Annotated in this window: 18 protein-coding genes; all 18 read left to right on the top strand. The window is 40.4% G+C overall.

Annotated features, from left to right (window positions below; translation table 11 throughout):
* Positions 1–49 precede the first annotated feature (49 nt).
* The gene (locus ACZ5ZC_RS16300) at positions 50–442 is read left to right on the top strand and encodes a nuclear transport factor 2 family protein (protein WP_213971140.1); all 393 of its coding nucleotides are present in this window, start codon (positions 50–52) and stop codon (positions 440–442) included.
* 151 nt (positions 443–593) lie between these two features.
* A complete protein-coding gene (locus ACZ5ZC_RS16295) occupies positions 594–1,739 on the top strand; it encodes a hypothetical protein (RefSeq protein WP_054866997.1) in 1,146 nt (381 codons plus the stop codon).
* A gap of 123 nt (positions 1,740–1,862) precedes the next feature.
* Positions 1,863–2,351 carry a 2-thiouracil desulfurase family protein gene (locus ACZ5ZC_RS16290; RefSeq protein ID WP_464932112.1) on the top strand — a complete coding sequence of 163 codons (489 nt, stop codon included), beginning with the start codon at positions 1,863–1,865 and terminating at the stop codon, positions 2,349–2,351.
* 151 nt (positions 2,352–2,502) lie between these two features.
* Entirely contained in the window at positions 2,503–2,811 is a 309-nt protein-coding gene (locus tag ACZ5ZC_RS16285) for a hypothetical protein (RefSeq protein WP_054866999.1), read from the top strand.
* Between the two features lie 655 nt (positions 2,812–3,466).
* Positions 3,467–3,934, top strand: a complete 468-nt coding sequence (locus ACZ5ZC_RS16280; protein WP_054867000.1) for an Sbal_3080 family lipoprotein — start codon at positions 3,467–3,469, stop codon at positions 3,932–3,934.
* 159 nt (positions 3,935–4,093) lie between these two features.
* Positions 4,094–4,690, top strand: coding sequence for a glutathione S-transferase family protein (locus tag ACZ5ZC_RS16275; protein WP_464932111.1), 597 nt, complete (start codon positions 4,094–4,096; stop codon positions 4,688–4,690).
* A gap of 146 nt (positions 4,691–4,836) precedes the next feature.
* The gene (locus ACZ5ZC_RS16270) at positions 4,837–5,358 is read left to right on the top strand and encodes a GNAT family N-acetyltransferase (protein ID WP_054867002.1); all 522 of its coding nucleotides are present in this window, start codon (positions 4,837–4,839) and stop codon (positions 5,356–5,358) included.
* Positions 5,359–5,462: 104 nt separating this feature from the next.
* A complete protein-coding gene (locus ACZ5ZC_RS16265) occupies positions 5,463–5,864 on the top strand; it encodes a putative signal transducing protein (protein WP_047009861.1) in 402 nt (133 codons plus the stop codon).
* A 146-nt stretch (positions 5,865–6,010) separates the two neighbouring features.
* Entirely contained in the window at positions 6,011–6,619 is a 609-nt protein-coding gene (locus ACZ5ZC_RS16260) for a pyridoxamine 5'-phosphate oxidase family protein (protein ID WP_464932110.1), read from the top strand.
* 101 nt (positions 6,620–6,720) lie between these two features.
* Entirely contained in the window at positions 6,721–7,002 is a 282-nt protein-coding gene (locus tag ACZ5ZC_RS16255) for an RDD family protein (protein WP_258668785.1), read from the top strand.
* A gap of 448 nt (positions 7,003–7,450) precedes the next feature.
* Positions 7,451–8,092 (top strand): alanine--tRNA ligase-related protein, encoded by a 642-nt coding sequence (locus ACZ5ZC_RS16250; RefSeq protein ID WP_054867004.1) that lies wholly within the window; start codon positions 7,451–7,453, stop codon positions 8,090–8,092.
* A 120-nt stretch (positions 8,093–8,212) separates the two neighbouring features.
* Positions 8,213–8,500, top strand: coding sequence for a putative quinol monooxygenase (locus tag ACZ5ZC_RS16245; RefSeq protein WP_048626487.1), 288 nt, complete (start codon positions 8,213–8,215; stop codon positions 8,498–8,500).
* A gap of 143 nt (positions 8,501–8,643) precedes the next feature.
* Positions 8,644–9,006 carry an antibiotic biosynthesis monooxygenase family protein gene (locus ACZ5ZC_RS16240; protein WP_256875568.1) on the top strand — a complete coding sequence of 121 codons (363 nt, stop codon included), beginning with the start codon at positions 8,644–8,646 and terminating at the stop codon, positions 9,004–9,006.
* A gap of 15 nt (positions 9,007–9,021) precedes the next feature.
* Positions 9,022–9,627, top strand: a complete 606-nt coding sequence (locus ACZ5ZC_RS16235) for a hypothetical protein (RefSeq protein WP_048626486.1) — start codon at positions 9,022–9,024, stop codon at positions 9,625–9,627.
* Positions 9,628–9,724: 97 nt separating this feature from the next.
* On the top strand, positions 9,725–10,078 hold the full coding sequence (locus ACZ5ZC_RS16230) for a DUF1428 domain-containing protein (protein WP_048626485.1): 354 nt from the start codon (positions 9,725–9,727) through the stop codon (positions 10,076–10,078).
* A 308-nt stretch (positions 10,079–10,386) separates the two neighbouring features.
* On the top strand, positions 10,387–11,013 hold the full coding sequence (locus ACZ5ZC_RS16225; RefSeq protein WP_048626484.1) for a LysE family translocator: 627 nt from the start codon (positions 10,387–10,389) through the stop codon (positions 11,011–11,013).
* 169 nt (positions 11,014–11,182) lie between these two features.
* On the top strand, positions 11,183–11,647 hold the full coding sequence (locus tag ACZ5ZC_RS16220; RefSeq protein ID WP_005397344.1) for a DUF2846 domain-containing protein: 465 nt from the start codon (positions 11,183–11,185) through the stop codon (positions 11,645–11,647).
* A 158-nt stretch (positions 11,648–11,805) separates the two neighbouring features.
* Positions 11,806–12,147, top strand: coding sequence for a hypothetical protein (locus ACZ5ZC_RS16215; protein WP_048626483.1), 342 nt, complete (start codon positions 11,806–11,808; stop codon positions 12,145–12,147).
* The last annotated feature ends 6 nt before the right edge of the window (positions 12,148–12,153 follow it).

Raw genomic sequence — 12,153 nt, 5'->3', positions numbered from 1 at the left:
ATTGCGTTGCTCACCCCTTAACAGGGCGTTATGTGCTTGGAGGGAAATAATGAATTCAAAGGAAGTCGTCTTAGCTTTTTGGGACGCAATGAAAACTAATGATTTCGCGAAAGCAAGTGAGTGGCTTAGCCCAGATTTTGAAGGGTTTTGGCCTCAATCTGGTGAGCTTATTGTTGGACGAGACAATTTCACAGCAATCAACACTTACTATCCAGCAAATGGTATTTGGGAGTTCGTCGTTCATTCAATCGTCTGCGATGGCGAAACAGTAGTCACTGATGTTTCTATAACTGATAGCGTTCAAGAGGCGCGTGCTATTACTTTCCATACGGTAGAAAATGGGCTTATCCGTAAACAGAAAGAGTTCTGGCCAGACTCAATGGAAGCGCAGGAGTGGCGTTCCAAGTGGGTGAGGGTGGTGCAAGAGCAGGCACGCACATAACAAAGCGTTCAAGAGGGATTCTCAACGCTTGGCGGTTTTGGCTCAAAGTTTAGTTTTTGTGTTTATGGCACAATGGTTTAAGTTGGGTGGTATAGCGTTGTTCACCCCTTAACGCGGCGTTAGAAATTATTTTTAGCTTCGGAGTTTTTGAGTGGAAAATATGCAAGACCAGATCTATTACAAGTCAATATACTTTGACTTGCCGTTTCTCATCTTTGTTAAAGGTGGATTTAAGGATAAGCAACTTGAAGAGTGGGCAGAAGCTTACCAAGCAGGTAAAGAGCTCCCTTATTCACGCTATGCTCCGAGCGGAAAAGGTTCAGGTGGATTAACGATAGGAGGTGGCTTTCCTGTGTATATTCCAGCTACTGTTGAAAGTGCATATGTAGTACAAGTAGAAAATAAGTATATGGGAGTTCAGTTCTTACGAAGAATTACTCAAAACAACCCTGCAAATCTCTGTGGTGAAATTGCTGGCGATAGAGCTGGAAGAGCTTCTTTTTCTTCTGTCCGAGTCAACTTTGATTTGAGAATGTTTGATCCTCGTTTTTACTTCAATACTAAGTATTTCGTAAACCTTGCTGTTGATGCTGTAAACAAGTTTATTGAAAACTATAGAGTATATACTGGCAAATTCTATATAAGACCAGTAACACCTGCAATAATCCAAAGCTTCACGATTTTTAATGAAATTAGAAATCAACCAACTTTTCATCAACATTACGTTACTGATTCAAGTGTACTTGATGTTAGCGATAGTGAACCATCAACGCTACCGCCTTCTAGCTATCATATGGATGCATTGATGCAGGGGATGGGAGGAGCTATCTCTGATGAAATTGATGCAAAATTAAGGGATGTACTTGCGACAGATATAGAACCATCAATTATTGAAACCCTTCATCTGGAAGTCAAAGATAAACTTGATTTGCGTGAATGGCGGCTAGCAGCAATTGAAGCTGCTGTTCTCTTTGAAACATTTCTCAACACATGTTTACGTGAGGAGTATAAAGCTAAAGGGTTACCAGAGTCAGAAATTGAAGATAAGTTTCATAAGACCGATCGCTTTAGAACGCCTCTTTCCTCATATGCAATTGCCAAAACACTAGTTAGTGATGCAACTGGTTTTGACTTTTCAGAAACACCTGAGTTTCAAGCTTGGTCAAATCATACAAAAGATTTGCGTAATGATGTTGTGCATGGGAAAACATATAAAGTTAGCAAACAGCAAGCGACTTTGAGTTATCAGTGTGTTGTAGATGCCATAAACATCATCTCAGCTCACATGGCACAATAATTTCTAACAAAGCATTTAAGAGTGATTCGCAACGCTTGGCAGTTTCGCTTCGCTCAAGTATAGCCAAGCGTCGCTCACCCCTTAACTGGGCGTTAGCTATTTCTAGTATATAAAGGAGTTCCAGTGGTAAAAGTTCTCGTTAGTTTATGTCTGGTTGGAAACAACGTTAGATACAATGCGAGCTGTTTATCAGTCAAAGAGCCTGAGCTGCTATGGCTCAAGTCAAACGCAGAACTAGTGACCTTTTGCCCCGAAGTCTCAGCAGGTTTACCTATTCCTAGAGCACCTGCCGAAATCATTACTGGTAAAGGTGTTGATGTGCTTGATGGTTTGGCAAACGTTGTTGGAAATGATGGTATTGATGTTACTGAACAATTTGTAAGTGGGGCAGAGAACGCTTTGGAGCTTTGCAAAAAACAGCAAATAAAGTACGCGATACTCGCTGAAGGCAGCCCTTCCTGTGGCAGTTCAAAAATTTATGACGGTACATTCAACGGGATCAAAATCGATGGCTCAGGGGTAGCTACTGCATTGTTAGAGCGCAATGGAATTAAAGTCTTCAGTCAACATACGATAGCTAAGCTCCGAGAGGCGTTGGAAAAAAATAGCTAACAAACTGTTCAAGAGGGATTCGCAACGCGTGGCATTTTTACTATGCGTTGATTTTAGTGATTAAGGTGGTATGCGGCGGCATTGGTATTGCGTTGCTCACCCCTTAACAGGGCGTTAGCAGACAAAAGTAAATCAAGGAAGAGGGTGCATTATGTCTGATAAAGTAATTAGGTCTTCAACAGCTACAATTCAAGTCGGTGCGACTAAAGCTGATGGGAAATTAGAACTAACGGAGTCGGATTTAATTTTTATTCCGTACAACGAAAAGTTGGGTTTTGGTCCATATCAATTAAAGCGCCAAGACATTGCTGCCGTAGCTAAGTGCTTGGGCAAAGGTGGTGGTGTAATTCCAATCACTACGGATGCATTTCGTATAAAATTAGCCAACAATACGTGTTATGAGTTTATTGTAGCGAAGCCCGAGCAATGGATAGATGCACTCGGTGAAATTGTCAGCTAACAAACTGTTCAAGAGGGATTCGCAACGCGTGGCATTTTTACTATGCGTTGAGTTTTTGGTGATTAAGGTGGTATGCAGAGGCTTAGGTATTGCGTTGCTCACCCCTTAACAGGGCGTTAGTTGGCTAACGAAGAAAAACGTACCTAAAGAAGAATGTTTAGGGCTAAAGTCCGTGTGTATTTGCTAGGTTTTCTTATTTCCATTTCTAGTTATTTGGGGTTGTGAAAATCGTGCTTTGGTTTCTTGTTTGGTTTGGATCTTCTGTTTCAGAAGCCGCTTTGTTTGTTGAAAGTCAGGTCTGTAACACCGTCTGTCTAAAAGAGCTTTTTTGTGTTGTTATTCCGTTTTCTAAGGCGTTTGAGTTCCAAGTGGTTTCAGTGACAAGTGCTTTGAAAATGCACCTGATTTGAGTCTTTCAAAGCGCATAAAGCCAGTGTTGGCAAAGCGGCAATCAACATCACATCAAAGCTTTAGGTTTGGCAACTAACAAAGTATTCAAGAGGGATTAACAATGCTTGGCAGTTTTGGTTTGAATCAGCTTTAGTGTTTACGGCACAGTAGCTTAGTTTGGGGGGCGTTGTTCACCCCTTAACGCGGCGTTATGCAGCCACTTAAAATTCATTTACAATTATAGATTTATTAAAAGAGATGTAAAATGTACAAGAAACTAATCATTCTTAGCTTGCCTATTCTATTGGTGGCATGCGCAGCGCCAAAATATACAGTTGAAGCTATTTCGGAAGAGAACCAGAGCAAGGAAATTACTATTGTAAAAGATGACGCCACACGAGATGTTTTCTTGGACTCGGTACAAGAATGGTGTTTGGATACAGCACATAAATGTACGGTTGTAAGTGATGGAACTCTTCCTAAGAGCTCTGAACTTACGTTGACTTATGTATCGCGCTGGAGTTGGGACTTTAGAACGTTTATTGCAGATGCCCAAGTTAAGGCATATAAAAACAGTAAAAAAGTTGGCGAAGTAGAGTTCAAAGCGCCAAATAGTGCCAATTCAGATAAGTGGGGAAATGACAATAAACGAATCATCGCGATGATGGATTTACTGTTTGGGAAACAGTCGGTTAATGAAGCTCAGTTCAAAATTAAATCGGGCGAAATGTAGCGACGTAACAAACTGTTCAAGAATGATTCCCAACGCTTGGCATTTTCAGTTCAAGGTTGGGTTTCGTGTTTAATGCACAATCGTTTAGTTTGGGTGGTAGCGTAGTTCACGCCTTAACTGCGCGTTATGCGCTTTACGAATTGAAACATGGAGAGTGTAATGGTTGTATATGGAGATTTGCAGTCAGGTAACTGCTTAAAAGTAAAATTACTATTGTCATTCCTTGGCATTGAGCACCAATGGAAACACGTTAATATCTTAGATAACGAGACTAAAACAACTGAATTTTTAGTCCTCAATCCAAATGGTAAAATCCCGACAGTCGTTTTAGATGACGGTCGAGTACTCTGTGAGTCCAATGCAATATTGGGGTACTTTGCAGAAGATACGCCTTATCTATCTAAGGACAGTTATCAAAAAGCAAAAATGTACGAATGGCTTTTCTTTGAGCAATACTCACATGAGCCTTATATTGCAGTAGCGCGTTTTATTCAGAAGTATCAAGGTATGCCGGAGCACCGTCTAGAAGAATATAAATCACTACAATCAGGCGGCCATAAAGCATTACAAATCATGGAACTACAGCTGTCAAAAACTAAGTTCTTAGTTGGTGATAATATTTCTATTGCTGATATCGCACTGTATGCTTATACCCATGTCGCAGATGAGGGTGGTTTTAACCTAGAAACTTACCCAAATATCGAGCGTTGGATTGGGGTAATTCGCAAGTTGGACAGTTATGTAGGTATGTATTAACCACGCGCATAACATAGCGTTTAAGATAGATTCGCAATGCGTGGCATTTTAACTATGCGTTGAGCTCAGTGATTAAGGCGGTATGCGGGAGTTTCGGTATTGTGTTGATCTCCCTTTAACAGGTCATTAGCCCTCAAAGGTCAAATATGGATATTTACCCAGAAATCGAGTTATCTAAAGCGCAGCATAATGCAACTGAGGCTCTGAGAAACAAGTCGTTTCCTGAACATCAGGTTGCTCGTTCTTACTATAAGCAACTCCCGCATATGAGAGTTCTGAAGTACGAAGGTGACCAGTTAGTTGGTTATATGGGATTAGACTACAGAGCTGTTCGCGTTGGTGATGAAATTTATAAAGTATTAGGTGTGAGTGACTTTTGTGTCGAGAGCACACTTCAAAGGCAAGGTATTGGCACAACAATGTTGTCTCAACTCAGCGAGTATGCGTCAACTAAAGATGTCGACTTCATCATTTTAGTCTCCGATTTGGATCGTTTTTATGTGGCTAATGGTTATGTGCGCCTAAACTCTCTAAGTTCTTGGTTGCGAGTTCATGAACATAAAAATTACGGTGTTGCTATAGAGCAAGTCGATGATTTATATGTTAAGCCTATCAGCGGCAAAACTTGGGCTGTTGGTCATATAGATTGGTTAGGGTATATGTACTAGTCTGTAGTGGGCTAATAAACTGTTTGAAAAGAAACGCCACACGTGGCATTTTCAATTCGCGTAGCTTATACCTTACGAGAGCGTTTTTCCACAAGGAGTAATATGTGATTGTAGTAGCAAGGTTTTCTTTTCCTCATGAAGCTCATATTGCGAGAGCAAGCCTAGATAGTGTCGGAATAGAAAGCCACATCGCTGACGAGCACACGGTGAATACTCAGTGGCTTTATTCAAATGCAATGGGCGGCGTTCGTCTGATGGTGGCCGAAAGTGATGCAGAAGACGCGAAACAAATACTTAGCAGTGATTTCTCAGAATCATTAGAAAATGAACTTGCCGTTGATGAAGGAAAAGATGTTTGCCCTAACTGTGGTAGTAAAGAGCTATATACATTTACAAAAGGTAAGCGTCCAGCTTTCTTAGTCTTTATTTTACTGGGTTTTCCATTGTTCTTTTACAAGCATGGTTACAAGTGTAAGCAGTGTGGGGAATTCAGTGAAAGGCTTTAATTTAAGTCGTTAGATAACAAAGCGTTGAAGAGATAATTTGCACGCGTAGCATTTTTACTTTGCGTTAGGTTGAGTGGCTATGCAGAAGTCAGAGTTCTGCTTACTTCCAAGCAAAGCATTATACGATAGTGAAGGGACAACATTGAATGAGTGAAATTAAAACAATAGAGCAGTTAAAAGAAATTTACGCAGAGCCAAGTGCGAGAGCTAAAAATAAAGCGTTGCCTGCCCTGGATGTTCATGCGATTACATTAATTAATAATTGCCATTTTGTAGTTCTAAGTACCGCCGATACTCAAGGCTATATCGATCTCTCTCCGAAAGGAGGGGAGCCTGGCTTCGTAAAAGTTTTAGATGAATCAACATTGTTGCTCCCTGATAGCTCGGGGAATAATCGTATAGATAGTCTAAAAAATATCATTAGTAACCCCAAAGTTGGGTTGTTATTGATGGTAAATGGTATTGATGAAGTACTCCGTATTAAAGGAATTGCAAGTATTCACACAGACTCCAAATTGATATCTGCTTGCCCCGATGGAAGTAAAGATCCTAAGGTTGTTATCAAAATAGTCATCGAGAGTATGTACTTTCATTGTGCGAAAGCTGTGATGAGAGGGAAACTTTGGTCTGATAACTATAAAGTCAATCGCTCAATTCTCCCTTCATTAGCTCAAATCTTTAAAGATCAACAAAAGTTAGAAAATAAAGCGCTTAATCAAGAAGAGATGTTGAAATATTACCAATCCAGCCTTTAGAGCGAGTGTAGTAAAGTCTTTAAAAGGGAGAAAAATGCTTGGCTCTTTAGGTTTGACCTGCTTCACGGCACTATGGATTAGTTTTTTGGGGCGGCTTAGAAATCGGTATTGAAAAGGAACTTGTTCGCGCTACAGCAGTAACAGCGGCTGTATCGTATTACCTTTTTTCTGATAGTTTCCCAAATGGTCAAAGTGTGGGCAAAAAACTTTTGGGCATTGCAGTTATAAGTGCAAGAACGGGTAAAAGGTGCAATATTTTTCAGTCACTTTTTAGAAATATTATTACTCCATTCTTCGGTTTTATTGACTCAATTTTCATTCTTGGTAAAAAGAGGCAACGGCTCGGTGATAAGTTAGTGAGAACAGTGGTGGTAGTTCACTAGCTTGTTTAAAAATTGACAGCGCTGGGGGTTTGGGTTCAAGTCGGGTTTTGTTTTCAGGGTGGAACAGCTTCGCTTAGGTGGTGGCGTTGCTCACACCTCAATTCGGTGTTAGGCAATCAGAATCAGTACGTAATTATGAATAAAGAGCATTCCGAAGCTTTCATTTTGGAGATTGATAAGGTTTTAGCCCCGAGCGGTTTCAAGTTTATCAAATCTAGACGAGTATGGCAGCGCTGGGAAGTGAATGGAGTAGTATCAGATTCCGCAATTTATGGGTTGTTAGCTAACCCTCTGGACAGCGTTTAGTATCCGGCCTTAAAAGCATCTAATAGGTCTAGCCTGCTCGTGCTCTATACACAGCCTTACACTTGACGGCGAGGTTTCTTGAATTGACTTAGTGGTCACTGAATGTACTATCAAGGATAGGACTTACTGCAAGGATAGCAGCATGAGCGAGAAATTATTTTGGGTTAATCCCTACCAAACAGAACTTAACTCAAGAGTGACCAATGTAGACGGAAATAAGGTTGAATTGGACCAGACTATCTTCTTTGCAGAGTCTGGAGGCCAAGAGAGTGATAAAGGAACGATTAATGGTATTCCGGTTTTGATTGCTCAAAAGCTAGGTGTTCGACTTATTTACACATTGGAATCCTCTCCAAATTTTACTCTTGGTGACATTGTAACTACGAATATTGATTGGAAGCGTAGATACGCCTTAATGAAGCTACACTTTGCGGCTGAAGTGGTGCTCGAGATGTTTTATCAGCGTCGGGAAGGCATTGTTAAGATAGGCGCGCATATTTCTGAAAATAAGAGTCGCATAGATTTCGAGTGGTTTGAAAGTATTGGCCCGCTATTGAAAGAAATTGAAACTGATGTGCAAGATTTGATTAACTCTGATTCACTTATTATTAGTGACTTTTCCGATCAAGAGAGTGAAAGAAGGTATTGGAGAGTGGATGGGTTTGCGCAAGTACCTTGCGGTGGCACTCATTTAAAGCGCACATCAGAAGTCGGCCAAATTCAACTAAAACGCAAGAACATCGGTAAAGGCAAAGAAAGGGTTGAGATAACCTTATGCTCGTAAGTCGATACACGTGGCATATTAGTTCATGGTGATATTCACATTTGCGATATGATGATTGAGATAGAGGGCGTGTTGGCTACTTCTTAACGAAACGCTACACGATAGGAGCGGGAGGATGATATGTCGAAAGTTACATTGAAAGGCTTTATTTTAGTTCCGGAAAAGGATTTAGAATCAGTAAAACATGCGTTAATAACTCACAAAAGGCTCACGTTAGAAGAGCCGGGCTGCCTTACTTTTCTTGTGACTCAAAGCTCGACTAATCCTTTTCGTTTTGATGTCTATGAGGAGTTCGTCGACAAAGCCTCTTTTAAGCAACATCAGGAAAGAGTTCAAGCCTCACATTGGGGAAAAGTAACAGCCAATGTTAAACGGCAATACGAAATCTTTGAATGTGTGCATGACTAATCGAATCGGAGTGATTTAGAGCGTTTACGCTTTGCTTTTTAGGTTGCTCTACGCTCTACTATGTTGCTTTATTCATCTATTCACCTGGCTTAGTGTTCTTGATACTTTGCCGTATTAAATCTAGAAATTTTAATGGAAGTGTTATGTTTAGAGTTGTGTATGAATGGCGTGTGCCAAGTGAAAAAATGGATGAGTTTCAAAATATATGGCGTTCGACGACAGATTCAATTCATCAGTCAGTAGATGGGGCGCTTGGTAGTTTTATGCTTCGTTCTTACGATATGCCGGAAAAGGTTTTAACTATTGCCAAGTGGCGAACACGTGAAGACTGGGAGCGGTTTTGGGGAACTAGTAACCCAGAAAAAATGAAGAAGATGAGTGAAATTGCAGAGCGTGTTTCAGTTGAACCATTCGATGAAATTGAAGATAGAACTAAGTCGGGCAATAGAAACGTTAAAGTGATGCCTAATGAACAGTTTGGCGGACAATATGAAAGACAACCTTAACCAAGGAATAGGGTTATGCAGATTTTAATCGTTGGAGGTAGTAAGGGGCTAGGAAGGTTCTTGGCTACGAACGTACAGGGTACAGAAATTTATGCGATTTCTAGATCAAAGCTAGTTGAGGAGGGAGTCGCTTCTGTTTGTATTGACGTTGATCCCGGTAAAAAGCCAGATTATACGTGCTTCAAAGGTGTAGAGTTTGACATCATAGTTTATTTGGCGTCGATGTGGGGAGAGTCTTCAGAATTGACAACAAACGAACTGATTGAGTTTATGAATGTTGGCCCGATTGGGTATCTTAATTTAGTCAATGAGCTTAACGCTTTAGGTTCACTTAACGATAAATGCAATATTGTATCTATTGGCTCTACAGCAGAGCTTTCAGAAAGTAGTGAATACCCTGCATTCGCCCTCAGTAAAAGATTACTCAAAGATATTTCTAGCCAGCTGCAAAACGTTTATCGTGATTACCGCTTTACTCACTTTACAATAGGTGGGATCGGGCATGCTGAAGAGGAACGTATTGAGTATTCGAGTGTTTTGGAGATTATAAATATGCTAACCAAGCTTGATCCAAACACATACCTTTCAAATATGCATATAAAGTCCAAGCTAGGAATGTAGCTCTCAAGCTGTATTACGTACCTGCTTCTAAGGTTTGGCATCATGTGCATTCTTTTTATTGAGCTATGGTTATAACTCCAATGAAAGGAGTTTACTTATGTCATACATTGATGGGTTTGTCGCTGCAGTACCGACAGCGCATAAAGAAAAGTATATCGCACACGCAAAAATAGCAGCAGAAATGTTCAGGGAGTTTGGGGCCTTAAAGGTTGTTGAGACGTGGGGGAGTGAAGTACCAGATGGTGAGATCACATCATTTCCCATGGCAGTTAACGCTGAAAGCAACGAAACCGTTGTGTTTTCGTGGGTAGTCTGGCCTTCAAAAGAAGTTCGGGACTCAGGGTGGCAGCGGATCATGGGTGATCCTCGAATGAGTCCTGAGAATAACCCAATGCCCTTTGATGGAAAGCGTCTCATTTATGGTGGATTTGATGTTATTTTGGAGCAGTAAAATATCAGAGAATCCCCAGCTTGATTCGTGACACTTGGTGCTTTAATCAGGATTACGCTTCTGATGTACATTCAATAAAGTATTCCGCGATAAGGGTTGATAAAACTTCATGTGGAGGCTTAGAGTAAAAATGGAAGGGATAAATTATTCACTGATTGTCGTATCAGCTATAGCTAGCCCCGGGCCTGCGATGGCAGGCACGTTAATGAACTACGGTCAACGCCTTGATAACCGACGGAAACCTAGACGTTGCATTACTTATAGTTCGATGAGATGTTATCCTGCAAGAAGTTAATCTGGAGAAAAGAATGGATTCAAACTCACTATTACTATTTGTTGTCGCTTGTCTCGCTATCAACATGATTCCTGGACCTGATGTAATTTATATTGTTTCTAATACAATGAAAGGTAAGTTCTCTGCTGGGCTGAAAGCGGCTTTGGGGCTTGGTGTTGGTTACTTTTTTCATACACTAGCGGCATGTTTAGGTTTGTCAGCAATAATTCTGAGTTCAGCTTTGGCTTTTAGCGTTGTTAAATGGTTAGGGGCTGCTTACCTAGTTTATTTAGGTGTTCAGTCGTTACTGTCCATGTGGCGTGGAGAAAGTAAAATCGTTGAAAACAAAAACGTTGATAATAATAAAAATGTGTTTGTTCAGGGTGTTATCGTCAGCGTCTTGAATCCAAAAGTAGCGCTATTCTTCCTCTCGTTTCTGCCTCAATTTATTGATACGTCTGCAAGCTCAACATCAATGCAATTATTAGTACTTGGCTTGCTGTTCAGCGTGCTTGCGACGACATGTAACGTTTTGTACGCATCTGTGGGTAATTGGGTATTTAGTCGTCCACACTCTCCACGATATTCAAGAACTCTTGAAGGTGTTTCGGGTATTCTGCTTATCAGTCTAGCGAGTAAAGTGGCATTTAGTGATCGTTAGATACAGGGCATTTTATTCTCGTGATTTTTATATGGCTAATGTTTGCTCAACCTATACGTAAAATGAGTGCTATTGCATAGGGTGAATCACAAATTTCATAAATACCAATAAGTGAACGTATTTATTTATAGTATGGTTGGCGCGATTTTATCGTAGCTAGGTTAATAACATGAAAAATAAAGTAATTCTGTGTTCCGCATTCCTTTTGGGTTTATCAGGTTGTGCTTCTGTACCTACTGTTGATTCGACAGTATCAAATCAAATGAAATCATTTGAAGCACCTCAAAAGGGGAACGCAGGGATTTACATTTACCGAGAAGATGCTTTTGTCGGAGCAGCACTTAAAAAGTATGTTTACGTCGATGGAGAATGTATTGGTGAAACCGCTCCTGGTGTGTTTTTCTACCATGAGGTCGAAGGCAATAAAGAACATCAAGTAAGTACAGAGTCTGAGTTTTCTGAAAATCACTTAACTATCTTAACGGAAGAGGGCCGTAATTATTTCGTTAATCAATACATTAAAATGGGTGTATTTGTTGGTGGTGCGGGCGTAGAACTCGTGGACGAAAGCAAAGGTAAAGCAGAAGTACTAAAAGTAGACATGGCAGAAAAAGGAAACTGTCCTTCGATCTAGTTTAACTGACTGATTTTACATTTAAAAGTACTTAAAAAAACACAACCCAGCGCTTGACATGAAAAGTTCAACGTTGGGTTGCGTTTTTATGGCCAACAGTTTTTACTTGGTGTTGTTATTGGTAATACATAAGCGTAAATCAGCAACAAGGATGTGTAATGAAAAATAAGATGTGGATCTTCGCAATTATCTTGCTCATTGGTGGGCCTTCACTATTGCCATTTAGTCTGGAAGTTATTTCTATCATCGAGTTATTTGGGCTGTTAGGGTTGTGGACGGTTTATTCATCCTATGCTGAATATTTGATCAAGCATTCTCGGCTCAAAAGAGGCGCATCTTTAGCTACATGTTGGGATCTTCAACCTCAAATATTATTCTCACTTCGTGATATTAAAGTATTCCCACTGCTGATATTTCATATGTTTCCTGTTCAAAGTGTGTTGGTTTGGTCTTTAATTTTTACCTTTTCGGGCAGTGTTATTTGCCATTACGTAATTTGATCTAAC

The organism is Vibrio sp. JCM 18905 (genome assembly GCF_055393305.1).
Note: the sequence above shows the minus strand (reverse complement) of the source record. Positions and strands in the feature narration are given on the sequence as shown.